This window comes from Romboutsia faecis (genome assembly GCF_014323405.1).
In the GTDB taxonomy this organism is placed as follows: Bacteria; Bacillota; Clostridia; order Peptostreptococcales; family Peptostreptococcaceae; genus Romboutsia_E; species Romboutsia_E faecis.
The window spans coordinates 374731-400823 of sequence record NZ_JACRWE010000001.1 but is presented as its reverse complement, the minus strand read 5'-3'; the positions used below and the strand labels follow the sequence as shown (position 1 = coordinate 400823).

Here is a 26093-nt window from a genome sequence, read left to right as displayed (position 1 = left end):
AAAATAAAAAATGGCAAGACATTTATTTACATCAGAATCAGTGACTGAAGGGCATCCAGATAAAATATGTGATCAAATATCAGACGCAATTTTAGATGCATTACTAGAAAAAGATAGTGAATCAAGAGTAGCTTGTGAAACTACAGTAACAACAGGTCTTGTACTTGTAGCAGGGGAAATAAGTACAAAAGCTTATGTAGATATACCGAAACTAGTAAGAGAAACAGTAAGGGAAATAGGATATGATAGAGCAAAATATGGATTTGACTGTGATACTTGTGCAGTTATAACTTCAATAGATGAACAATCTGAGGATATAGCTATGGGAGTTGATGAGGCTTTAGAAAATAGAGATGGAGAGCGAGCTGAAGATGAAATAGAAAAAGTAGGTGCTGGAGATCAAGGTATAATGTTTGGTTTTGCATGCGATGAGACTGAAGAATTAATGCCTCTTCCAATTTCTTTAGCTCATAAATTAGCAAGAAGATTAACTGAAGTTAGAAAATCTGGATTATTAGACTACTTAAGACCAGATGGAAAAACTCAAGTAACAGTAGAGTATGAAGGAAATACTCCTATAAGAGTTCATACTGTTCTAATATCTACTCAACATGGAGAAGAAGTAAGTAATGAATCAATAAGAGAAGATTTAATAAATCATGTAATAAAAGAAGTTATACCAACCGAATTACTAGATGAAGAAACTATGATATACATAAATCCAACTGGAAGATTTGTTATAGGTGGACCACAAGGTGATACTGGTCTTACAGGAAGAAAGATAATAATCGACACTTATGGAGGATACTCAAGACACGGAGGAGGAGCATTCTCAGGAAAAGATCCTACAAAGGTTGATAGATCAGCTGCATATGCCGCAAGATATGTTGCTAAAAATATAGTTGCTTCAGGACTTGCTAGTAAGTGTGAAATAGAACTTGCATATGCGATAGGTGTTGCAAGACCGTTATCCATATTTATAGATACTTTTGGGACTGGTAAAGTTAGTGAAGAGAGGCTAGTTGAATTAGTTAATAATAACTTTGACTTAAGACCAGGGGCTATAATAAGAGATTTAGAGCTTAGAAAGCCTATATATAAAAATGTAGCAGCTTACGGTCATTTTGGTAGAATTGATTTAGATTTACCATGGGAGAAAACTGATAAAGCTGAAATGTTAAAAAAAGAAGCGTTAGAATTTATAATGGCTTAATATATAGAGGAATAAGAAATACCCCTTTTAAGTAATTATGGAAATAAACCCATGATATTATTTAAAAGGGGTATTTTTCTTTATTTAAATATACCTTATTTTTAATAATCTATATTTAACAGTTTTTTCCTAGTTTTTAACAAAATTAACTAAGTACTTACCGATATTTAATATAAAGTTAATACACAAATATTAATATAAACATGTGAATAAGAAATAACTAAAAAATATTTATATAAATGATGGAGGAAGAGTAATGCTTAGGAGAAAAAATATTATAAAAAAAATAGTGAGTGTATTAGTTTTATCAATGGTTATAACAACATCTGTTACTGGATGTCAAAGTAGTAAATCAGGCGAAAATGAAATTGATACTTCGAGTTTAACGATACAACAAATAGAAGAAAAAGCAAAAGAAGAAGGGAAGTTAGCATCATTAGGTATGCCAGATACTTGGGCAAACTGGGTTGAAACATGGGAAGATATAGAATCTAAATATGGCATAAAACATAATGATACAGATATGTCTAGTGCAGAAGAAGTTGCAAAATTTGATGCGGAAAAAAATAATGCAACTGCAGATATAGGAGATGTAGGAATTTCATTTGGACCAATAGCTGAAAATAAAGGAGTTACAATGGCATATAAGACTTCATATTGGGATGAAATTCCAGATTGGGCAAAGGATGATGATGGTGATTGGATAGTAGGATATACAGGTACTATAGCTATTATAACAGATAAAACAAAGGTAGATAAAGCGCCTCAAAGTTGGGAAGATTTAAAAAATGGAAACTACAAAGTTTGCGTAGGTGATGTAACTAAAGCTACCCAAGCACAGAATGCAGTATTATCAGCAGCTTATGCTTTTGGTGGAGATGAATCAAATCTACAGCCAGGAATAGATTTTTTTGCAGAATTAGCTAAGAATGGTCGTATATCATCAATATCAGATGCAAAACCAGCTAACTTAGAAAAAGGGGAAATAGAAGTAGCATTTTTATGGGATTTTAATGCTATAAATTATGCTGATCAAATAGATAGAGATAGATTTGAAATAACAATTTTAGATGAAGCCTCTGTAATGAGTGGTTACGCAACAATAATTAACAAGTATGCTAAAAATCCTCATGCAGCAATATTAGCTCGTGAATACATATTATCAGATGAAGGGCAAGAAAATCTAGCTAAGGGGTATGCTCGTCCTATTCGTAATGTTGAATTATCAGAAGATGTAAAATCAAAATTATTAGATGATTCAGAGTATAAGAATGTAATAACAATATCTGATTATGAAGCTTGGGAAAAATCAGCAAAAGAATTACCACAAAAATGGCAACAAGAGGTGTTAGTACATGTTAAATAAATTAGTTTTAATTGTTTTAGATGGGCTTTGCTACGATGTAGCAAAGTCTCAAATGGGATTTTTATCTCATTTAGTTGAAAAAAGGATAGGAAATTTATACAAGATTAAGTCAGAGCTGCCAAGCATGTCAAGACCACTGTACGAAACTATTTTAACAGGAGTTCCACCATATAAAAGTAAAATTGTGAATAATGGAACAAGTAGATTATCTAATCATAAAAGTATTTTTAAATTAGTAAAAGAAAATGGAGGTATATCTTGTGCAGCTGCTTATCATTGGATAAGTGAATTATATAATAAGGCACCATTTGATTATTTATATGACTGTCATCAAGAGGATAAAAGTAAATCAATACAATATGGCAGATTTTATTTTGATGATATTTATCCAGATAGTCATTTATTTATTGATGGAGAAATTCTTAGAAAAAAGCATAATCCACATTTTTTATATATACATCCTATGGGAATCGATGATATAGGACATAAGTTTGGAAAAAATTCTAAAGAATATAGAAGTAAGGTAATACAAGTGGATGTTATACTCTCGACCTTTATACCAATATGGCTAGAAGAAGGTTATGAAGTAGTTATAAGCAGTGATCATGGAATGAATGAAGATGGAAATCATTGTGGAATTAGTGATGATGAAAGAATTGTACCTTTTTACTATTTTGGAACAAGTGATATTAACTTAAAAATAGATGGAGTTATAAATCAAACTCAAGTAGCACCTATTTTATGTAGACTAATAGGGATTGAAAAATCATCAGATATGGAAGTATGTATATACTAGGAGGAATATTAATGAAGGAAAAGTATGAAAAAAGGCTGGCTTTATTAGGTTTAATGCCTTTTATAGTATTAGTAGTAGCATTTTTATTTGGACCACTACTTACAATGATAATTATGAGTATTCAAAAAACTGGTGGAGGAGGATTTTCTCTAGAGCAGTATACAGAAATATTCACAAATCCGTTTTATATGCAATCATTTAGAAATAGTATTACTTTGTCGTTAGCAGCAAGTATGATTTCAATTATAATATGTGCTATTACAGCATATTTTATAACTAAATTATCACCAAAAACTCAAGACATGGTACTTAACATATCTAATTTAACTAATAATTTCTCGGGTGTACCTTTGGCTTTTGCTTTTATGATAATGCTTGGAAATAGTGGAGTATTTATAATGCTTGCTAAAAAGTTTGGTGTAGAAATATTAATGAATTTTAATTTATACTCATGGATGGGATTATTACTAATGTATGTATATTTCCAAATACCATTAGGAGTAATGTTATTATTTCCAACACTGCAAGGAATAAAAGAAGAATTGAAGCAAGCAGCTTTCTTGCTTGGTGCTAGTAGTTTTGAATTCTGGAGGTATATTGGATTACCAATAATACTTCCTGGAATAGTAGGTGTTTTTAGTATATTATTTGCAAATGCCATGGGAGCATACGCAAGTGCATACGCATTAGTGGGAAGTAACTATAATTTACTTACGGTTCAAATTGGTGGACTTATATCTGGTGATATATTCTCAAAAACGGAACTTGCAAGTGCGATAGCTGTAGTTTTGGCTATAATCTTAATACTTGCATTGATACTTAATGATTTTATGATGAAGAAAGTAAGGAGAGATATATAATGAAGAAATTTCCTGAATTTTTTATAGGGGTGATTATGACGATACTATTTATACCTATAGTATTAACATTTCTTTATTCAATAGCAACGAATTGGCATAGCACTGTAATTCCAGAAGGAATAACATTTAAATGGTATGAAGAGATATTTAGAGATAGCAATTTCACAAGTGCATTAATAAGAACATTTACTATAAGTGTAGTGACTGTAGCACTTAGCATAATAATAATGGTTCCTACAGTATACATAATAGTTATGTATTTTCCTAAATGGGAAAGAGCTATGCAATCATTAGTTCTTTTACCGTACGCAATACCTGGTGTTATATGTTCTGTTGGACTTATACAAATATATTCAAAACCTCCATTCTTATTATCTGGAACAGTTTGGCTACTTATTGGAGTTTACTTTATAATAATACTTCCGTTCATGTACCAAGGCATAAGAAATAGCTTAAGAAATATAAATGTTGTTGAGTTTGCTCAAGCGGCAGAAATTTTAGGCGCAAGTAAAACGCAAATATTTTTACAAGTTATTTTGCCAAATATTTTATCTGGAGTCATTGTTTCAAGTTTATTAAGTTTGTCAATGTTATTTGGTGAATTTGTAATGACTAATTTTTTAGTTGGTGGAAGATTTGAGACTGTTCAAATTTACTTAAAGAGTCTAATGGATACAAGTGGTCATATGGCTAGTGCAATAGTAATAAGTTATTTTTTATTCATATTGATAATAACTTCAATAGCTATAAAAATATCAAAACTTTCATCTAATAACAAAAAAGAAAAAATAAATGATGTGGAATCATCAAGAATAAAAAATAAGTTTATAGGTTTAAAGCCAAAAGTTGAGGAGGTACTGTAATATGAGTTACGTTGAAATAAATAGCATTCACAAAAGTTTTAATAATATTAAGGTCTTAAAGGATATAGATTTTTCTATAGAAAAAGGAGAATTCTTAACTCTTTTAGGTCCTAGTGGTTGTGGTAAGAGTACCCTTCTTAGGTGTATTGCAGGACTTAACAATTTTGAAAATGGTAGTATTATTATAGACAATAAGAATATTGGTAATGTAAAGCCTAAAGATCGTCAAGTAGGTATGGTATTCCAATCTTATGCCTTATTTCCAAATATGACTGTATATGAAAATATAGCTTTTGGTTTAAAAATTAAAAAGTTATCAAAAAAAGAGATAGATAAAAAAGTTAAAGAAATGATAGAAATAGTTGAGCTTAATGGAAAAGAGGATAATTACATAACTGAATTATCTGGAGGGCAGCAGCAGCGTGTAGCTTTAGCTAGGTCTATAGTAACAGAGCCAAAAGTACTATTATTAGATGAACCATTAAGTGCATTAGATGCTAAAATACGTAAGAACCTTCAAGTACAAATTAGAAAAATACAAAAAAAACTAAACATGACTACAATATTTGTAACTCATGATCAAGAAGAAGCAATGACAATGAGTGATAAAATTATAGTTATGAATAAGGGTTATATATCACAAATTGGAAGACCAGGAGAAATTTATAAACATCCAGCAAATGAATTTGTTGCTAGATTTATAGGAAATTATAATGTATATAATAAAATAGAAGGTAAAAAGTTATTAAATATAAAATTAGAAAACAGCATCGCTATTAGACCAGAAGTAATAAGTATATCAAAAGAAAATGATAAAGATAAATTAGAGAATTATTATATAAAAGCAAAGGTTAATCAAAAATACATGACTGGAAGTATAGTAAGATATGAGTTATATAAAGATGATATTAGAATTTTAGTTGATATGCTAAATCAAGATAGTCTGATAAGTGAAGGTTCTGAAGTTTATCTAAAAATACCTAAAAAAGATGTGATACATTTTAATGAAGAGGATATATATGAAGGTAAGATGTTAGGTGTTAAAATTGAATAAGGAGATATATATGAGAGACGGACATGTACATTCTAAATATTGCCCGCATGGAACTAGGGATACATTTGAACAATACTTAGAGAATGCTTTAAAGATTGGTTTAAAGGAAATAACTTTTACAGAACATCTTCCGTTACCTATAAACTTTAAAGATCCTTCACCTAAAAATGATAGTGCTATGAAATTATATGATATAGATAGTTATATTAATGATATTAATAATATTAAAGAAAAATATAAAGATGTTATTAAAATTAATTTAGGATTTGAAGTTGATTTTATAGAGGGTTATGAGGAAGAAACCAAGAGTATTATAGATAAATATGGAGTGTATTTTGATGATGCAATTATATCTGTTCATATGATAAAAATAGATGGAGATTATCATCTTATAGATTATAGTGTAGATGAATTTGAAAAGCTAATTACATTATTTGGAGGGATAAATAATGTATACAATAAATATTACGAAACAGTTAAAAAAGCTTTAGATGCTGATTTAGGTAAGTATAAGCCTAAAAGAATAGGACATTTAAATTTAGTTAGAAAGTTTAATAAAGTTTTTCCTTATGATTATTCTAATAATAAAATATTATGTGAATTAGTGAAAAATATTAAGGAAAAGAATTACGAGCTTGACTATAATATATCAGGAAAGAGAAAAGAACATTGTGAAGAAGCATATATTAGTGGGTATTTGCTGGATTTAGTAAAGAGTTATGATATTAATATGGTTTTAGGCTCAGACTCTCATTGTGCAAATGAAATTTTAGGAGAAACAAAATAACATTAATTTAATATATTAATATAAAATGCCACTAATTCAAGTTCAGCAGGAGGAGATTGATTTAGATGAGTAAAATGCAAATCTTTGAGTCTGCAGAATGCACAGTTACACAAACGCCTGGAGCTAAAAAAGATTCAGAGCTTATGCGTATTCATATCATTATAAATACATTGAGAACAAATGGAATAGAAATTGAAAGATATAATATTGTCTATGATGAAAGTCCATTTATTGAAAATGAGATTGTTTCAAACTTATTAGGTACTATTGGAATAGATGGTTTACCAATAATTATTGTGGATGATGAAGTGGCTATGTTTGGTAGATACCCTTCAAGAACAGAATTTGCTAAGTTATTGGGAATACCACGAAGTATATTAGTAAATCAGAAGAATTTTGGAGGCAGTTGTCGTTGTATATAGATGATATGTAGAAAAGTAAAAGAGAATAGGCTTAAAAATGACTGTTTAAAATATATAGAAGCAGTCATTTTTTATTATAGTAATTTAATATATTCTATAAAAAAATAGGCAAAATATAAGTAATAATAGTAGAAAGAGGTATTAATATGAAAAATATATTAGGGTGTTATTTGATGCCACATCCTCCTTTAGCAATATCAACTATTGGAAAAGGAGAGGAAAGAAAGATTCAATCAACATTAGACTCTTGTGACATTATAGGAAGAGAAATAAGTAGTATAAAACCAGAAATTATTATAATAATTACTCCACATGGAACTATGTTTTCAGATGCAATAGCAATATCAAATGAAGAAAGTATACAAGGTAATCTTGAACAATTTATGGATTTTAAAACTTATATGAATATAAAAATAGATAAAGGTTTTAATAAAAATCTTATAAATATTTGTGAAAAGGAAAATATTCCTGCAGCATTAATAGATTCTAATTTACTTAGTAGATTTAATAGAACTTATGGATTAGATCATGGATCAATTGTTCCTTTACACTTTGTAAATAAGTACTATAATAATTACAAGTTAGTTCATATTACATATGCAGCTATAGGTAACATAGATTTATATAGATTTGGCATGGCATTACAAAAAACTATTAATATGTTAAATAAAAAATCAGTAATAATAGCAAGTGGTGATTTATCTCATAGATTAACAAAAGATGGCCCATATGATTATTCTCCACAAGGAAAAATATTCGACGAAGAGTTACTATTAAAGTTGCAAAAAGGCGATGTAATAGGTGTATTTAATATGGATAAATGTTTAGTAGAAGATGCTGGAGAGTGTGGGCTTAGATCAGTTTATATTCTTCTTGGAGCTATGGAAGGAAATAAAGTTAATGGAAATCTTTTATCATATGAAGGACCTTTTGGTGTAGGCTATGGGGTGATGAGATTTGAAAGTAAAGAAGAAAATGTAAGCAACTTAGAAAAGTTAATGAATAAGAAAAAAGAAGATTTTAATAAGAAGATATCATCATCAAATTCATATGTAAAGTTAGCAAGAGAGAGTTTAAATTACTATTACTCAAATGGAAAAATGATGAAACCTAGTAGTTGTCTACCAAAAGAAATGCTAAACAATAAACATGGAGTTTTTGTTTCTATTAAAAAATTTAATCAACTTAGAGGGTGTATAGGTACAATACTTCCTACAACAAACTCAGTAGCTGAAGAAATTATACGAAATTCTATAAAAGCAGCAACTGAAGACCCAAGGTTTATTGAAGTTAGCAAGGATGAACTAGAAGATTTAGATATTTCTGTAGATGTTCTTACAGAGCCTATAAAAGCTACAAAAGAAGAGTTAAATCCTAAAATTTATGGAGTAATAGTAAACAAAGGAAGAAAGAGAGGATTACTTCTTCCTAACTTAGAAGGTGTAAATACAGTAGAAGAGCAGCTTAGTATTGCTTGTGAAAAAGCAGGAATAAATCCATTAGAGGATTATGAAATAGAGAAATTTGAAATTATGAGATATGAAGAGGGTGAATAATTTGGATCATGAAATTCAATTCTATAATAAATATGAAGACTATATAAAATGTAAGTTATGCCCACATAATTGCAAGCTAAGAAAAGGAAAATTCGGAGTTTGTAAGGTTAGAACTGTAAAAGAAAGTGTTGGAGTTGCAATAAATTATGGTGAAGTAACATCTGCTAATGTAGATCCAATAGAGAAGAAGCCATTATACCACTACAAGCCATCTAAAGATATATTGTCAGTAGGAACTTTTGGATGTAATATGAGTTGTAGTTTTTGCCAGAACTATGAGATATCTCAATATGTATCAAAAAGTGAATATATAGATATAGAAAGTCTAATAAGATTTATTTTAGACATACAAGGTAATATAGGTATAGCATTTACGTACAATGAACCATTTATGTGGTATGAGTATATATACGAAGTAAGTAAAAAAATAAAAGAGTATGATAAAGATATAAGTGTAGTTCTTGTAACTAATGGATATGTAAATGAAGAGCCATTATTGAAGTTGTTACCATATGTAGATGCAATGAATATAGATTTGAAAGGATATACGAATAGATATTACAATAATATTTGTGGTGCAAAATTAGAACCTGTTCTTAATACTATAAAAATAGCAAGTGAGCACTGTCATGTAGAAATAACTACATTAATGGTTAATGAAGAAAATGATTCAATAGAAGAGATAAGTAAAATAGCACAATTTATAGGATCTATTGATAAAAATATACCACTTCACCTAAGTAGATATTTTCCTAGATATAAAATGGAGAATCCTGCTACACACGTGGATGCTATTATTCAAGCTAGAAATGAAGCTAAAAAATATTTAAACTATGTATATGTAGGAAATATTGCAGGTGTAGATAATAATACTTATTGTCCTAATTGTAAATACGAGCTTATAAGTAGAGATATATATGATACCAAAGTTATTATTAATGGGGACAAATGCCCTATTTGTAGAGAATATATTAATATAACTTTATAAGGCTAAGGATATTAATAAAGTGATTTTTTATCACTAAAATAATATTATTACATAATATATATAGTAAAAATATTGACGCCAAGGGGGAGTCCTTAATGGATTGCGTAAAGATAGAAAGCGGAACATCATTATTGAGAGTTTTTCATGCAGCGCCTCAGGCACCAGCCGTAGATGTATATATAAATGAAAAACTTGTATTTAGTAATTTACAATTCACACAATTTTCAAGCTATGTGAAGTTAAAAGAAGGAGAATACAGAATAGATATATTCCAAACAGGAACTATGTTACAGCCTATTATTAGTGGTAGCTTAGATCTTGATGAAGGACAAATGCTTACAATAGCAGCAATTGGAAACTTAGATGATTTATCATTATTAGTAATAAATGATAATGCAGATAAAAAAGCAAGTCCTAAGGTTAGTTCTTTTAGAGTTGTACATTTATCACCCAATACTCCTGCAGTAGATATTTTAGTTAATAATAAAATTTTAGTAGAAAATTTAGCTTTTAAACAAAATACAAGTTATGTAGATATAGCTCCTGGCTCATATAATATTGAAGCTGTTTTAAGTAGCAATAAAGAATCAGTTTTAGTTTTTGGAGTAATGTTAAAGGCAAATAGAATATATACTATTTATATAGTAGGAGAATCACCAAACTTGAGAGCTATTCAATCTGTAGATGGAAATACTTATTTATGTAGATACTAGATATTAGTATAAATAGGAAATTATATTATGAAATGTAGCAGAAGAAAGGCTCTAAAAGAAGAGATAAGCAATGATTGGAATAAACTTAATTTAGCAGCTCAGATATTAGTACTTGTAGGTGGATTTATATTTATAGCAACAGTATTTTTAGCATTTTATAAAATATCAGATGATTCTTTATACAAATCTGTTGAGACAGTATTTAGATCTTGTCTTGCATCTATATTTGGATTTATATTAAGTTCAAATATTAAAAATACTGAAAAAAAAGTATCAAATAAGATTAGTTATAATGAAAATGATGAAACTTTAATAACTCAAGAAGAGGAAGAATGTATAAAAAAAGTAAATTACCAAGAAGGTAATTCTATACAATTAATTGTTGCATTTATTATATGTATAGTATGTTCAATATCTATATTGGCTATATATATACGTAACTTAAATCAAGATATCCCTTCAATAACTCAATTTAGAGATTTAATGTGTACTTCAATTGGATTTTTATTGGGAGAGTCTAAAATAAAAAAATAATATGATAAAATAAATCCTATAAAATATAGAATATTAGATTGTTTTATAGGATTTTTTATTTGCAATTAAAAATGAGCATTACAAAACCCTTAAATAATTGTAGTACAATATAGCTTGGATTTATTAGTTATATATATTAAACTAAAGAATATAAATCTTAAAAATAGGGGAGGAAAGAATACTATGTCAGATGAATATAAAATATTATCAAATGGAGTAAAGATACCGATTATTGGATTTGGTACATATAAATTAGGAAGTCATGAGGATTCAATTGAAGCAGTAAAAGAAGCTATAAAAATAGGATATAGGCACATTGATGCAGCTGCTTTTTATAACAATGAAGAAGCTGTAGGAATAGGCATAAAAGAAAGTAAAATAAATAGAGAAGAAATATTTTTAACTACAAAGCTATGGAATGATAATCATGGTTATGAAAAAACTATGAAATCATTTAATGAATCAATAAATCGACTTGGTGTTGAATACTTAGATTTATATTTAGTACACTGGCCAAATAAATTAAATTTAGAAACTTGGAGAGCTTTTGAAGATTTATATAATCAAGGAAAAGTTAAATCTATAGGTGTATGTAACTTTAAGGAAGGCCATATTGAAGATTTAAAAAAATCAGCAAAAATAATTCCTATGGTAAATCAAATTGAAATACATCCATATAGATCACAGAAAAATATGATTTCTTATTGTAAGGAAAATAATATTCAAGTTATTGCATGGGGGCCAATAATGAGGGGTAAAATTTTTTCTGATGCAGTAATGCTAGAATTAGCGGATAAGTATAATAGAAGTGTTCCTCAAATTACATTAAAATGGCATATACAAAATGGAGTTATTCCAATTCCAAAGTCTTCTAATATAGAAAGAATTAAAGAAAATTTAAATATATTTGATTTTGAAATTTCATATGAAGATATGAAGTTAATAGATCAATTAAATAAAAATGAAAATGTATCTAGTGTACCAGAGAATACAACATATTTAGAATATTAGAAAAAAGTTATATAATATTTAGTTTTAAGTATGAATTAATATCTCATACTAAATTCTAATATTATATAACTTTTTTATTTTGATAAAATACTATTTTACTTCTATGATAAAAGCTTGAGTTTGTGGTGGGATACTCATAGTCATGATTGGAGAGTGATAAACGAAAATTAAATCTCCTACTTGTAGATCATTTAGAGTAATTTCATTATAGTCTTCATCCATGACAAGAGTAGTATCACTAGCTATTAAAATTGTAGCAGTGTAAATATTAGTAGTATCAGTTGCAAAAGTAATATATATAAGCCCAGGTTGAATATTATCATTTATTTCTATGATAGTACCACGTTTAAATACGCAACATTTCATAAGTCATCACCTCAAATATAGTATATTGATAATATATTATGCAAAAACTATAGTTTTGGTCATATCATGTTAAGCAAAATAAAAATTAATAATGAACTAGAATCATATGAATCATTAGCGCTTGCACCCGTATCTGTAATAGAAGAGCTTCAAGGAAAAGGAATTAAGTGGAGTTGTAGAATATTCAACAGCGTTTTTATTGTATAATTATGGGAAAAATTATAAAATTTATAGATATACTTGTGTATAATTAAATAAAAGATAAAATGGAAAGGATTAGGGGGAAGTATGAAAAAAATATTAGGTATTATGTTTGTTGGGATAGTATTAGCATCAGGTTTTTTTATTCATAATAGTGTTTACTCAATATCAGAAGAACATATAAAGCAGAATATCCAAGAGAGCTTAAACAATAAAGAATGTAAATTAGAGTTCCTGAAAGAAGAAAGTATAAATGGTGGAAAAGTTATAATTTTTTCTACTAACGGTGATGAAAGTAACATGGGACTAGCAATATTGGATAAAGGCCTTAATAAACAATACAGGGTTGCGAGTGTGATTAATGGAAGTAATAGATATAGCACATATAAAAAATATATGTTTAATGAATATATTATTGAAGCTGGAGATAATAGAAGCGGTGATTTAGCATATATAGGTGTTGCAAATGGAGCGAAAAGAATTAAAAAAATTAATATAGAAAAGGATTTTTTTATCAAGTTTATTGATATAGATAAGTTTGATGGTTACAATGTCTATAATAGTGATAATAAAGTTGTAGATATATAAGTGAGGAGCAGAAAATGAAATTAAGAAAATCAACACAGTCAGATATAAATTCTATAATGAAAATTATAGGACAAGCACAAGAATATTTTAAGAAAAATAACATAGATCAGTGGCAAAATGATTATCCCAATTATGAAACTATAAAGAATGACATTGATAAAGAAGAGAGTTATGTATTAATAAATAATAATGAGATTCTTGCAACAGTAGCAATTTCTTTTAATGTAGAAAAAAATTATGGTGTGATTTATGATGGAAGATGGCTTAGTAATGAAAATTATGCAGTTGTTCATAGAGTAGCTGTAGACAAAGATCATAAAGGGAAAGGTTTGTCAGGTAAAGTTTTTATGAGTTTAGAAGAAATATGCTTAGATAATAATATCCGTAGCATTAAAATAGATACACATAAGGAAAATCTATCAATGCAGAAATTTTTGAAAAAACATGGATTTAAGTATTGTGGAATTATTTATCTACCAGATAAAAGCGAAAGAATAGCATTCGAAAAAGTATTATAATTATTGGAACATATTTTAGAGCTTGAAATATAATAGATTGAACAAATGTTTAATTAATTATATTTGAAAAGAGGTATGAAAATGTCAAGGTTAAAAGGTATTGATATAAGTAATTGGAGCGGAAGTATTGACTTTAAAGGAGTAAAGGACTCTGGTGTAGAGATTGTTTATATTCAAGCAACAGAAGGAACTTTTTATACAGATCCTTACCTTCAAGAATTTTATGATGGAGCAAAAGAGTATGGTTTGAAGGTTGGGTTTTATCACTTTTTTAATCCAGGGAGCTCTCCTACCCCTAGAGAACAAGCTAGATACTTTGTAGATGCAATAAGCGGTATGGAAGTTGATTGTAGATTAGCTATAGATTTAGAACAAACCAGAGGTTTGGGTAAAGAAGAAGTATCTAGGCAAGCTGTAGAGTTTTTAAGAGAAGTGGAAGAGTATAGCCATAAAAAGGTAGTTGTATATACTTACACTAATTTTGCTCAAACTGAACTTGACAGAGAATCTGGTATTGGTGACTATCCTGTATGGATAGCTCAGTATTCTGAAAATCCACCTGAGTACAACCCTATTTGGGGAAATAAATATGCTGGTTGGCAGTACTCAGATAGTGGCTATATAGATGGAATCGACGCAAATGTTGATCTAGATACTTTTTACGATGAAATTTTATTAGAGGACTCTTCAAAGATCCATGGAGAAAGAAAGAAGGAATCCAATCATAACACTGTTAAATACTATACTGTACAAAGAGGAGATACTTTAACTCAAATTGCAAAGAAATTTGATACTACTGTTAAGGAGTTAGAATCAATAAATGGAATATCAAATCCTGATCAAATTTATGTTGGTGAAGTATTAAAAATATACCCATCATCAAGACCTATTATATCAAGGAAAAAATCGTTTTATAGAACTTACGTAGTGCAAAAAGGAGATACTTTAACATATATAGCTTCTAGATTTAAAACTACAGTAGATGAATTAGTTAAATTAAATGATATATCAAATGAAAACTTAATTTATGTTGGTGAGATTTTAAAAATACCTACAATTAAAGGTGTAAAAAGAACTGCTTCAGTTTCGGAACATATGCATACTTTAACATATGTAGTAAGAGAAGGAGATACATTAACAAGTATTGCAAGAAGATTTCATACTACGGTTAATGAAATAGCTAAGTTAAATAATATATCAGATTCTAATTTAATTTATATAGGTCAAGTATTAAAAATTGAGACATCAGCATCTTCATCATTAGAAAGATCATTTTCAGGAAGTTATGTTGTAAAATATGGAGATACTTTAAGTAGTATAGCAAATAGATTTCATACTACTGTAAATGAGTTAGTTAAACTTAATAATATAGCAAATCCAGATTTGATTTATGTTGGAGAAGTTTTAAGAATATAAATATTAATTAAAATCAGGAAATAAGTTAAACTTATTTCCTGATTTTAATTTTATGACCTTATTACAATATGTTATGATATATATTGAAAACTTATCCTAATATTATGAGGTGTTTATGTATTTAAAAGATTACTTATATGGAGATTATATTGTAGAAGAAGTTATAGAAGAACTTATAAATACTAAAGAAGTTCAAAGATTAAAAAATATTCACCAAGGCGGAGCAAGTTATCTTGTAAATCCAAACTGGAATGTAAGTAGATATGAGCATTCAATAGGTGTAATGCTTCTTATAAGATTAATGGGAGGAGATATCGAAGAGCAAATAGCGGGTTTACTTCATGATGTGTCTCATACAGCCTTTTCTCATGTGATTGACTATGTATTAGACAAGCATAATGAAGATTATCATGAAGAAATATTTGAAAGTATAATAGAAAATTCAGATATACCTAAGATATTAAATAAATATGGATACAGCTATAAAGATATATTATATGATAAAAGTAAATATACTATTCTAGAAAAAACAGCTCCAAACTTATGTGCAGATAGAATAGATTATACTTTAAGAGACATGTTCAGATATGGATTTATTACTAAAAATGAGATATCTAATTTTATGAGTAGTTTAGTAGTAGTTAAAAATGAGATAATGGTTAATTCTTTGGAAGCAGCAAAGTTTTTTGTAGATACATATTACAAAGAAGTAATAGACTATTTTATGAATCCATTAGGTATATATGCTAATGATAGATTATCAAAAGCTATAAAAATAGCTTTAAACGATAATATAATAGTGTTAGATGACTTGTTAAAAGATGATAAATATGTATTTAATTTATTAGAAAGTTCAAATAATAAGCAAATTAAATCACTTGTGGAATCGCTTAATTATAATGTAGTAGTTGTAGAAGATAATAAAAACTATGACATATATCAAAAGAATAAATTAAGATTAATTGATCCAAGTATATATATAGAAAATAAAATTTATAAAGCATCAGAAATATGTTTAGAAATTAAGGAGTTAAGCAAAAAAGCTTTAGAAAAGTCTGAAAGAGGATCTTACATAAAAATCTTATAAACTTATCTTAAATTTCGAAATAGTAACATATGTTACCGATTTTATTTGTTGCAAAACATTATAATGAGTACATGAAATAAATATTAATTATCTGGAGGAATATTAATGGAAAATAAAATGTTTTGCTTTCAATGTCAAGAGACAGCCGGTTGTACTGGGTGTACAAAATTTGGAGTTTGTGGAAAGTCACCAGATCTAGCTAGAATGCAAGATTTATTAATATATACGACAAAAGGTTTATCACAAGTTACAACAAGACTTAGAGAAGAAGGTAAGGAAGTAAGTAGTGAGATAAATCATCTAATAACTATAAATTTATTTACTACAATAACAAATGCTAACTTTGATGACGCAGTATTTTATGCAAGAGTTAAAGAAACTTTAGCCACTAAAGAAGCTTTATTAGCTAAGTTAGAAAATAAAGAAAACTTATCTGAAGCAGCATTATGGAATGCAACTTCAAATGATGAGATGGATGTAAAAGTAGGCATTTTATCTAAAATAAAAGGTGCAATACTTGGAAGTGGAAAAGAAGAAATAGATTCTGATATAGATAGATTATTAGATGAAAAATCAACCAAAGTAGGAGTATTAGCAACTAAAGATGAAGATATAAGAAGTTTAAGAGAACTTATAATATATGGTTTAAAGGGGATGTCAGCATACATGAAGCATGCTAATGCTTTAGGGTATGATAGCGAAGACATAAATGCATTTATGCAAGCAACATTAGCAAAAACTTTAGATGATAGTTTATCTATAGATGAATTAATATCTTTAACATTAGAAACTGGTAAAGTAGGTGTAGATGGTATGGCACTACTTGATAGCGCAAATACTGGAACTTATGGACACCCAGAAATAACTAAAGTTAACATAGGAGTTAGAAATAACCCAGGAATACTAGTATCAGGACATGATTTAAAGGACTTAGAATTATTATTAAAACAAACTGAGGGAACTGGAGTGGATGTTTACACTCACTCTGAAATGTTACCAGCTCACTATTACCCAGCATTTAAGAAGTATTCTCATTTTGCAGGAAACTATGGAAATGCTTGGTGGAAGCAAAAAGAAGAATTTGAAAGTTTCAATGGTCCAATATTAATGACTACAAACTGTATAGTACCACCAAAAGATAGCTACAAAGATAGAATATATACTACAGGAGCAGCTGGATTTGTAGGTGTTAAGCATATAAAAGGGATAAGCGAAGATAATAAAGATTTCTCAGAAATAATAGAACAGGCTAAAAAATGCCATCCTCCAACTGAAATAGAAACTGGAGAAATAGTAGGTGGATTTGCTCATAATCAAGTATTTGCACTTGCTGATGCAGTAGTAGATGCAGTAAAAACAGGAGCTATAAAAAAATTCTTTGTAATGGCTGGATGTGATGGAAGGGCTAAATCTAGAAATTACTACACTGAGTTTGCAAAAGCCTTACCAAAAGATACAGTAATACTTACTGCAGGGTGCGCAAAATATAAATATAACAAACTAAATTTAGGTGATATAAACGGAATACCAAGAGTATTAGATGCAGGTCAATGTAATGATTCTTACTCATTAGCACTTATAGCATTAAAGTTAAAAGAAGTCTTTGAACTTAATGATATAAATGAATTACCAATAGCATTTAACATAGCTTGGTATGAGCAAAAGGCGGTAATAGTTTTATTATCATTACTATACCTAGGAGTAAAAAATATTCACTTAGGGCCAACTTTACCAGCATTTTTATCACCAAATGTAGCTAAAGTTTTAGTAGAAAACTTTGGTATAGGTGGAATAACAAATGTTGAAGATGATTTAGCAATGTTCTTAGGATAGTTCTAGATTATAAGGAGAATAATATGAATGCAATAGATATAATGAATGAAGAACATAAATATATTAAACGTATGCTTAAAGTAGTTAGAAGTGCATGCTTTAAGATTTTACAAAATGAATATGTAAATTATGAAGATTTTTATTCAATAATAGATTTTATAAAAAATTATGCAGATGCACATCATCATAAAAAAGAAGAAAAAATACTTTTTAATAAGATGGTTGAAAATTTAGGTGAACTTGGAGAAAAAGTTATAAATCATGGTATGCTCGTAGAACATGATTATGGTAGACTTTATATTAGAAACTTAGGTGAAGCATTAGAAAAGTTAAAAGCTGGAGATGAAGAATCCAAGCTAGATGTAATTGCAAATGCAATATCATATACTCATTTACTAGAAAGACATATTGATAAAGAGGATAGAGTTATATATAAGTTTGCACAAAGAGAATTAAGTAAAGAAATTTTAGATATTGTAGATATAGAATGTACTGAATATGAAAATAATAATATGGATATAAGAGATAAAAATATATCTATATTAGAAAAATTAGAAAATAAATATATATAAGGAGACAATATTATGATAACAAAAGACAATACTATTGGCGAAATATTAGAAATAAATCCAAATGCAGCAGATATATTAATGGAATTTGGAATGGGATGTTTAGGTTGTCCATCAGCAACTATGGAAACTTTAGAGCAAGCTTGTTTTATACATGATCTTAAATTAGAAGAAGTTTTAAATAAATTAAATAGCAAATAAGCTTATAACCCTATTGTGTAGCTGTGTAGTTAATTAAATTACATAGCTACATTTTTTATTACTACTTAAAATAAATTTTATTTATCAAAAATGTCGTCAAAATGTCGTCAAATTTTATAATATAGATTCAAAAATTCTTACAGTTTTATCTTTTAATAATTTTGTATTTTTTACATAGATATCATAACTTATTTTTGTTGAACTATGACCAAGTCGAGCAGATACATCTTTAATATCAGCTCCTCCTTCGATGAGCATTGTAGCATGCAATTTACGAACTGAATGAGTTTTAAATCTCATTAAGTTATTATTTATAGCCCTATTTATCTTTTCTACATCAGACTTATACATTGCATTACCGTTTTCTTTAGCACATACAAATTCACTATATATACTTAGAGATTCTAATTTATTTTTATGTAGAATCAATTCATTGTATAGAGTATCTCCGAAAGATATATCCCTTTTAGATGACTTTGTTTTTAAAGCAACAAGTACGTTTCCTTTACCTGTTTGAAATTGCATCTGTTGTCTAACTTTTATAATCCTATTATTAAAATCTATATTATCCCAAGTCAAGCCACATACTTCGCTTAATCTCATGCCTGTCATATATAATATTTTATAAAATATCTCAGCTAAAGGCTTAAACTCTCTAACAAATTTAAATACTTCATACATATCATCTTTAGTTAAAATCAAATCTTCGGATTCGTTATATTTAAACCTTTTTATATCTAAATATTGAGCAGGGCTAGACTGAATATACTCAAGAGGATATACAGCATATTTTAACGATGTTTTTAGTATGGTCATAATCATATCTAAATAATTTTTGCTATAACCTTCTTTGTATAATGTAATTAAAAAGTTATGCAATATGGATGTTGTTAGCGTGTTGAGTTTATACATACCTAATTTAGGCTTTATATGAACTCTTATGATAGATTCATAATTATTTTGAGTTCTATAAGCACAATTATTTAATACATATTGTTTATAAAACGTATCTAGGTAATCTGCAAAGCTTATATTAGTTGGTTTATTAACGGTTCCTCTTAAATTAAAATCATATAGAGCTTTTGCTTCTGCGATTTGACAATCTTTTTTAGTTAGAGAAAACCTCCTTTTGAGATTCTTTTTCTTTTACCATCAACTATACCTAAATTGATTGTATATTCCCATGTTTTGTTTCGTTTTCTTATACTCATTTCAATAACCTCCGAAATAGGTTATCAATGCCTAAATATATTATATATTATAAATTTAGATTTATACAAATAGTTTTTATTAAATATATCGCCTTAGGGTATTATAGACATTTCTTGATTTCCACTATTTGTAAGAATATCGTGCTTTAACGCACCCTTGCAATGATTTGCGATTGCTTTTCTTGTTAATTTATATCCTAATTAAATCAAGTTAAAAAATTCATAAGAATATAGAGTAACAATTCGTTGGGTCGCAAAATGACTACTAAATCTCAAAACGGTACAGAATGACTACTTTTTTCATAAAAACGGTACAAAATGACTACCTTTAATTTTAAGGTGTTATTTATACCTTATTCATATCCGAATAATCTTTAGATAATTCAAAATATATTAGTGAGATAACTATTTAAATATGAATAAAATTAATTAGAACATGTTAAGAGTTTATTTGAATCTAAATAGCCTTTAAATAAATTTTTGATTATTAATATAAAATTTATTTTTATGGAGAGTGATATATACTACTATTGCAAAAGAGGTGTTGTGTATGGATGAAATAAATTGTGAAAGTACATTTTGAATACTACCTAATTATTTTACAAATAATGATAATAAAATTTTGTAAAGGAGTTAATATAATGAAGAAGATAGTATGTATTTTATCAGCAGTATGCATGATTTTAACAATGAATACTGTTACTCATGCAGATAATCAAAAGAATGAGATTAGTTCAAAAAAATATGTGAAAACAATTAAAACTTATGTTAAAAAAGAAAAATTTGACTTAATTAGCAAGCATAATACGATTAAACTTATAATTACTAATAAGATCGAAAGGTTGGGAATGGATTTAGCTTACATTGAGCCTACAATAGAAAAAATACAAGAAAATAAAAATCGCTTAGTATCACTTATAGAATTTTTAGAAGATAATGAAAGTAATGATAGCAAAATTAATAATTTGAGTGAAGATTTATTAGCCTATTTAAATGAAATGTACATAGATTTAGACCATTTAAGCATGATATATAAAAGTCAGTTGGGGAGACATCTAACTGATTCAGAAAAAATTGAAAATTTAGTTGGTGATCGTGATGCATTTGGATATAAAATAAATAAAAATGAAACATCTGCATACGATTACATAAATCATTATAATGATCGAGTTGAAAAAGTTAAAAAAGTATACAATTGTATAAAAGAAGTTAGTTAAAATATAGAGGATTTTTATATTTAATGTATAATTATACATGTATATTAGATAAGGGGGATGTAATATGTCGATAAAAAATAAATATAGTATTATTGAAAAAAATGATATATCTGGAACTAGAGTTATAAAGCAGTCATTGATTGTTAAAATAGCTAATGATCTAAGCAGAGATGAAATTATAAGTATTGCCAGAGATATAATAGAATCGGAAGTAGGATATAAAGGATATATAATGATACTTATGTCAGATAAAGACGATGTTATAAGTAGAGACGAATATGGTTGGACTGCAGTAGCACATTGGAAGGCTCCTGAATCTAGTTATGAAATTAGCTCGGTTATAATGAAAAATTTAGAACCTGTAGATGGAATATATTTTGAATTTTAGTTATTTAAAGGGATAGGTTAAATACTTATCCTTTTATTATGCGTTCTTGACATAATAAACACCATTTTGAGGAGTTTGTATGCACTTTAAAGTACAGCTGTAGTAGCATTGGGGATTAGTTAGGTTCTTATACTTTTTACGTAGGTATACACTATGATTATATTAATATAATTGATATAGTTACATAAAGTTGATATAATTAAACCAATAAAACATATTATGGGAGTGATTTAAATGACTAAACTTGAAACTACTTTAAATGAAGAAGAGGTGAGGTATAGAAGAATAAATAATTATTTAAACAATTACATTGATAAGGGTAAAATAGATATAAAAAAACTAAATATTAACGACTTAGATATATTTATTGAAAAATATATAGCAGGTGAATCAAGGGTAACATTATATAGCAACATAAAGTGTTTAAATATGATATTAAAAGATAGGGATATCTGCATTAAGCTTAATTCGAGTGACTATATTGAAAAGTTAAATTTTAGTGAGAATAAATATTTTAATAAAAGAGAAATACAACAGTTATGTAATGTATTTTCAAATGCTCAAGATAAGTTTATAGTATATGCACTTTGGAATGGAATAATGGGGAAAGATTATACTGACTTAGTAAATTTAAAAGTAACAGATATAGTTAAAGATGAAATAGGAACACCATTGTATATAAACGTATCAGGTCGAAAAGTTAAATGTGATGAATTTATGCAAGAGATAGTACAAGATGTATTAGAAGATGACATATATTATCAATATACTGAAACTGTCGATAGATCTTATGAATTAAATATGGATTCGGAATATATTATTAAAGTGAAACGAACTAAAAAAACAAATGATGGACTAAGTCATATGAATAAGTCTGGTGTCCAATCTCGCTTAGAGATGTTATCAAATATATTTGATGAAGATAATTTAAATATAAAATTTACTGGAAAGTCTTTAGTACGAAGTGGAATCATGTATATAATGTTTGAAAAACATATATCTGAAAATATAACATGGACAGCAAATGAAATAAAAAAATGGTTTAAATCTGAGGGGTTAAAGGGTGATGTTTCGGAAATACATCGAATATATCATAAAAAATATAATGAATAATTATAAAAAAAAATTTATATTATTGCAATAAAATATAAGATTATGATAATATAAAAAATATAACCGATAAAACATAATAGACCTATCTTTGATAGGTTTTTATGAATGAACACTAACCGATAAAACATAATGAAAATAGGAGGGGTATTATGCAATATAAAATAAGAGAAATAAAAGTAAATAGGGAACAAGAAGAAATAACATTAGCTGAGAATGATGCAATAAGAATTTATAAGACATGGAAAGCAGATCGAAATGAAGATGTAGAGGAATGTTTAGAATCAATTATAAAAGTAGACTTACCAAATCATAAACATAAAGCACTGAAAATGCTTAAAGATGGTATTAAGGTTGATGGAGAAATGTATGTATCATTTGCAACAACACCAGGATTAATGAAAAAATCAGGAGAGGGATATAGCTGCGAATATTTCTTTATTAAAGAATCAGATAAAGAATTTATAGATATATTTTACGATGTTATATCATTAGGAAAACTAAAAGAAAAATATAATACTGAGTTATGCATTAACAAAGATATCATTTCAAGAGTAGGTTTAGCATTTTCAACTGGTGAACGAGTTAATATAAAATGTAAAAAAGCTATATTGCCCGAAATGACTTACACATATATAAGTAACTATCTACAGTTTGCAGAAAATGAAGACGGAAAAATAGATTTAGATAATTTAAAATTAGAGAAACATCCTAATAAAGAGGTTGAACATATTGCAATGGACGGATCAGGATTCATGATGCCTGTTATAGCTGACAAGATTGAGAAAAAATTAAATTTAAAATACAAATTATCTTGGGTAGGAATAAGAGAATTAGGAGTAGCTTCAAAGGGATTATTAGTTAAATTTGACTTTAAAAAATATCTAAAAGAGGAGCATGGACTAAATAAGCTTATTGTAAAAGATTTCTGGGGAGATGATGTTGATTTATTTGAAGTAGATGTCATAATAAACAATAGTCAAGTTAAATGGAGTAAATGGTTCAAGAATAGAGATGAAATAGAAGAGTTAAAAAAATTAGAAAAATACAAACCTTATAGTAAATTACTCGATGGTTTTACTATAACAAAAATTAATAAAGAACATCCTACAAAATATACAGAAGCAAACTATCAGATATTATCAAATCTAAATTTGACACCAAAAGAATTAGACGAACTAAGCAAAGAAACAGAAGATATTTATGAAAGAGTCATAAATGGAAATATAGATGTAATTAGAATAATGCTAGGAGATGTAGCTAGAGAAAATGAAGAACATGTACTATCTGCAAGTACGAAATTACATAAATTATTACAATTAGATGAGAATATGAAAAATTTACAATACTCATATAAGACTATAGGGAATATAGTAAATAAAAAAGTAAATAATTTGGCCGGTGGAGGATTATATTTAAAAGGTAACTACAAAGTGGTTATAAAAGATGCTTTCAGCTATATAGATAGTTTAATAGAACAAAAGTATAACGATAAAGGTCAGTTAATAGGAACTATATGTCAACGAGGATTAAAAGATAATACAAATTATGTACCAGGTGAAAGTGGAAAAAGAGTTTTGGCAAGAAGTCCGCTAAATAGTGCAACTGAATTAATTAAAACTGAACTAGTTAATCACGAGTTATATAATAAATATTTTGATCAGTTATCAAGTGATATTTGTTTTTATCCATTCAATGATTTCATGATGCGACAGTCAGGTGAAGACGAAGATACGGATATATCATTCGTAATTGATGAAGAAATAATCTATAACTCCGTAATTGAAGATATAGATAAAGATGGAAATAGATGGTATTTCAGAAACCAATTCGATGGTGCAAAGCCAGATATCAGATTATTTAATGATGATAACATGTATAAAGCAATATTGCGAACAAGAGGAAATCTAATAGGAAAACTAAGTAATTATGGGGCTAAGATATCAAATAAAATTCAAGAATTGCCATGCTATGATAATGTGAAAAAATGTTATTGTGACTATAGAGAATTAGAAGATAAACAAAACTTTATAAATCATGAAAAGATTGATGATGAAATTATAAAAAATCATATTTACAATAAGTTTCAAAACTATAAGCTTTATAGTTACTATACATTGTATTTGCAGATGGTGGCAATAGATAGTCCTAAGACTTGTGTTATGGTGGGTAAACATGACCTAGAACCATTAAGAAATATATCACTAGGTAAAAAACCGCAATATATATATTATGCTAAATATAAAAAAGAAGATAAATTAATAACATTTAATGATGTATCTTGGACTAATAGTTTATTAAATAACTATAGTAGCAGAATAATTAGTTTATATGGTTATAAAGCAAGATCTATTAACGAAAAAGAATACAATAATATCCATTTATTTAAAGTATTAACAAAAAAGAATGATGCTGAAATTAAAGATGAACTACTACAAGAACTTTCTAATCTAAATAATGAATATAACCATCGAAGAGAAAGTTTAGATATACATAAAGATATATCTGAAATAAAAGTACTTTTATCTAGAGTAACAAGTAAATCAATTGAAGAAGCATTAAAAGCAAAATTAAATGAATTAAATGATATAAAAAACACTGAATATACAAAGATAGATATAGATATTTCTGATAAGTATAAAATTTTGATTAAAGATAAATATGATTATTTAGAAATATTAAAAGCTTTATCTATAATTAAAACAACAAAAGGTAATAGAATTTCAACTAGATTTATAATGGAGTTTTGTTTTGAAGAATTAATAAAGCATTTATTAAAACTAAATAACGGATTAGGAACAATATATACTCAAGATGAAAATGGTGGAATTCGATATTTATACGAAAACTACAAAAAAGTAGATGCTGAAATTAGTGAAGTAGACTTGACTGAAAAAGAGGGATATAAGAAAAAAGAAAAATTAGGACAATTAATAAAATGTCGAGTAGGAAAATTGAGTCATAAGGATTTAACTGATCAAGCAATTTTAGAAAATAAAAAAATATATAACTCAAAGAGAGAATTGTTAGGTGAATTATTTAAAAAAGTAGATGTTGAAAATGGAGTATACGACGTAAAGTACGACTATATAACAGATAAATGTAATGAATATAAGCTAGCTAAAAGTATGAGTGTTTATGTTGAATTATAATTTTTAGATCAGTTAGTGCGCTGCGCTTTCCCCTAACTGATCTAGGGGAGAGTGGATAGAGTTAGTTATAAAA

Annotated in this window: 28 protein-coding genes; 25 read left to right on the top strand and 3 right to left on the bottom strand. The window is 27.6% G+C overall.

Annotation, left to right across the window (positions count from 1 at the left end; all coding sequences use genetic code 11):
- The first annotated feature begins 10 nt into the window (after window positions 1-10).
- From metK to H8923_RS01890, 13 genes are all read left to right on the top strand, one after another.
- On the top strand, window positions 11-1213 hold the full coding sequence (gene metK / locus H8923_RS01950) for a methionine adenosyltransferase (protein ID WP_153925313.1): 1203 nt from the start codon (window positions 11-13) through the stop codon (window positions 1211-1213).
- Between the two features lie 256 nt (window positions 1214-1469).
- Window positions 1470-2579 carry an ABC transporter substrate-binding protein gene (locus H8923_RS01945; RefSeq protein ID WP_243139896.1) on the top strand — a complete coding sequence of 370 codons (1110 nt, stop codon included), beginning with the start codon at window positions 1470-1472 and terminating at the stop codon, window positions 2577-2579.
- Entirely contained in the window at window positions 2569-3375 is an 807-nt protein-coding gene (locus H8923_RS01940) for an alkaline phosphatase family protein (RefSeq protein WP_153925310.1), read from the top strand. The genes H8923_RS01945 and H8923_RS01940 overlap by 11 nt, the downstream gene beginning before the upstream one ends.
- Before the next feature lie 11 nt (window positions 3376-3386).
- Window positions 3387-4235 (top strand): ABC transporter permease, encoded by an 849-nt coding sequence (locus H8923_RS01935; RefSeq protein ID WP_153925307.1) that lies wholly within the window; start codon window positions 3387-3389, stop codon window positions 4233-4235.
- Window positions 4235-5098: an ABC transporter permease gene (locus H8923_RS01930; protein ID WP_153925305.1), complete on the top strand. Its 864-nt coding sequence runs from the start codon at window positions 4235-4237 to the stop codon at window positions 5096-5098. The genes H8923_RS01935 and H8923_RS01930 overlap by 1 nt, the downstream gene beginning before the upstream one ends.
- A 1-nt stretch (window position 5099) precedes the next feature.
- On the top strand, window positions 5100-6152 hold the full coding sequence (locus H8923_RS01925; RefSeq protein WP_153925302.1) for an ABC transporter ATP-binding protein: 1053 nt from the start codon (window positions 5100-5102) through the stop codon (window positions 6150-6152).
- Window positions 6153-6162: 10 nt separating this feature from the next.
- Window positions 6163-6939 carry a histidinol-phosphatase HisJ gene (gene hisJ, locus H8923_RS01920; RefSeq protein ID WP_153925298.1) on the top strand — a complete coding sequence of 259 codons (777 nt, stop codon included), beginning with the start codon at window positions 6163-6165 and terminating at the stop codon, window positions 6937-6939.
- Between the two features lie 74 nt (window positions 6940-7013).
- Window positions 7014-7361, top strand: a complete 348-nt coding sequence (locus tag H8923_RS01915; protein WP_172976691.1) for an arsenic metallochaperone ArsD family protein — start codon at window positions 7014-7016, stop codon at window positions 7359-7361.
- Between the two features lie 146 nt (window positions 7362-7507).
- On the top strand, window positions 7508-8917 hold the full coding sequence (gene amrA, locus H8923_RS01910; protein ID WP_153925294.1) for an AmmeMemoRadiSam system protein A: 1410 nt from the start codon (window positions 7508-7510) through the stop codon (window positions 8915-8917).
- A gap of 1 nt (window position 8918) precedes the next feature.
- The gene (gene amrS, locus H8923_RS01905) at window positions 8919-9905 is read left to right on the top strand and encodes an AmmeMemoRadiSam system radical SAM enzyme (protein ID WP_153925291.1); all 987 of its coding nucleotides are present in this window, start codon (window positions 8919-8921) and stop codon (window positions 9903-9905) included.
- A gap of 95 nt (window positions 9906-10000) precedes the next feature.
- Window positions 10001-10618 carry a DUF4397 domain-containing protein gene (locus tag H8923_RS01900; protein ID WP_153925288.1) on the top strand — a complete coding sequence of 206 codons (618 nt, stop codon included), beginning with the start codon at window positions 10001-10003 and terminating at the stop codon, window positions 10616-10618.
- A 27-nt stretch (window positions 10619-10645) separates the two neighbouring features.
- A complete protein-coding gene (locus H8923_RS01895; RefSeq protein WP_147541461.1) occupies window positions 10646-11152 on the top strand; it encodes a hypothetical protein in 507 nt (168 codons plus the stop codon).
- A 183-nt stretch (window positions 11153-11335) separates the two neighbouring features.
- Window positions 11336-12163 carry an aldo/keto reductase gene (locus H8923_RS01890; protein ID WP_147541462.1) on the top strand — a complete coding sequence of 276 codons (828 nt, stop codon included), beginning with the start codon at window positions 11336-11338 and terminating at the stop codon, window positions 12161-12163.
- A 90-nt stretch (window positions 12164-12253) separates the two neighbouring features.
- Here H8923_RS01890 and H8923_RS01885 read toward each other — a convergent pair whose 3' ends face one another.
- The gene (locus H8923_RS01885; protein WP_147541463.1) at window positions 12254-12529 is read right to left on the bottom strand and encodes a hypothetical protein; all 276 of its coding nucleotides are present in this window, start codon (window positions 12527-12529) and stop codon (window positions 12254-12256) included.
- Window positions 12530-12595: 66 nt separating this feature from the next.
- Here H8923_RS01885 and H8923_RS01880 point away from each other — a divergent pair, with 66 nt between their 5' ends.
- From H8923_RS01880 to H8923_RS01845, 8 genes are all read left to right on the top strand, one after another.
- Entirely contained in the window at window positions 12596-12736 is a 141-nt protein-coding gene (locus tag H8923_RS01880; RefSeq protein ID WP_187127806.1) for a hypothetical protein, read from the top strand.
- Between the two features lie 81 nt (window positions 12737-12817).
- Window positions 12818-13318 (top strand): hypothetical protein, encoded by a 501-nt coding sequence (locus H8923_RS01875; protein WP_147541464.1) that lies wholly within the window; start codon window positions 12818-12820, stop codon window positions 13316-13318.
- Between the two features lie 14 nt (window positions 13319-13332).
- The gene (locus tag H8923_RS01870) at window positions 13333-13836 is read left to right on the top strand and encodes a GNAT family N-acetyltransferase (protein ID WP_153925285.1); all 504 of its coding nucleotides are present in this window, start codon (window positions 13333-13335) and stop codon (window positions 13834-13836) included.
- 81 nt (window positions 13837-13917) lie between these two features.
- Window positions 13918-15252, top strand: a complete 1335-nt coding sequence (locus H8923_RS01865) for a LysM peptidoglycan-binding domain-containing protein (protein WP_153925282.1) — start codon at window positions 13918-13920, stop codon at window positions 15250-15252.
- Window positions 15253-15367: 115 nt separating this feature from the next.
- Window positions 15368-16339, top strand: coding sequence for an HD domain-containing protein (locus tag H8923_RS01860; RefSeq protein ID WP_153925279.1), 972 nt, complete (start codon window positions 15368-15370; stop codon window positions 16337-16339).
- A 105-nt stretch (window positions 16340-16444) separates the two neighbouring features.
- Entirely contained in the window at window positions 16445-18172 is a 1728-nt protein-coding gene (gene hcp, locus H8923_RS01855) for a hydroxylamine reductase (protein WP_153925276.1), read from the top strand.
- Window positions 18173-18195: 23 nt separating this feature from the next.
- Window positions 18196-18744 (top strand): hemerythrin domain-containing protein, encoded by a 549-nt coding sequence (locus H8923_RS01850; protein WP_153925274.1) that lies wholly within the window; start codon window positions 18196-18198, stop codon window positions 18742-18744.
- Window positions 18745-18756: 12 nt separating this feature from the next.
- A complete protein-coding gene (locus tag H8923_RS01845; RefSeq protein WP_153925271.1) occupies window positions 18757-18942 on the top strand; it encodes a DUF1858 domain-containing protein in 186 nt (61 codons plus the stop codon).
- 114 nt (window positions 18943-19056) lie between these two features.
- Here the strand turns inward: H8923_RS01845 and H8923_RS01840 are convergent, their stop codons facing one another.
- Together H8923_RS01840 and H8923_RS01835 are read right to left on the bottom strand one after the other, a co-directional pair.
- On the bottom strand, window positions 19057-19974 hold the full coding sequence (locus H8923_RS01840; RefSeq protein ID WP_317982805.1) for a tyrosine-type recombinase/integrase: 918 nt from the start codon (window positions 19972-19974) through the stop codon (window positions 19057-19059).
- Between the two features lie 80 nt (window positions 19975-20054).
- Window positions 20055-20153, bottom strand: a complete 99-nt coding sequence (locus tag H8923_RS01835; protein WP_153925269.1) for an Arm DNA-binding domain-containing protein — start codon at window positions 20151-20153, stop codon at window positions 20055-20057.
- 641 nt (window positions 20154-20794) lie between these two features.
- Between H8923_RS01835 and H8923_RS01830 the strand changes: the two genes are divergently transcribed.
- From H8923_RS01830 to H8923_RS01815, 4 genes are all read left to right on the top strand, one after another.
- Window positions 20795-21370 (top strand): hypothetical protein, encoded by a 576-nt coding sequence (locus H8923_RS01830; RefSeq protein ID WP_153925266.1) that lies wholly within the window; start codon window positions 20795-20797, stop codon window positions 21368-21370.
- A gap of 64 nt (window positions 21371-21434) precedes the next feature.
- Entirely contained in the window at window positions 21435-21758 is a 324-nt protein-coding gene (locus H8923_RS01825; protein ID WP_153925263.1) for a hypothetical protein, read from the top strand.
- Window positions 21759-21992: 234 nt separating this feature from the next.
- Complete coding sequence (locus H8923_RS01820) at window positions 21993-22871, top strand: hypothetical protein (protein ID WP_153925259.1); 879 nt, start codon at window positions 21993-21995, stop codon at window positions 22869-22871.
- A 149-nt stretch (window positions 22872-23020) separates the two neighbouring features.
- The gene (locus tag H8923_RS01815) at window positions 23021-26020 is read left to right on the top strand and encodes a hypothetical protein (RefSeq protein WP_153925257.1); all 3000 of its coding nucleotides are present in this window, start codon (window positions 23021-23023) and stop codon (window positions 26018-26020) included.
- The last annotated feature ends 73 nt before the right edge of the window (window positions 26021-26093 follow it).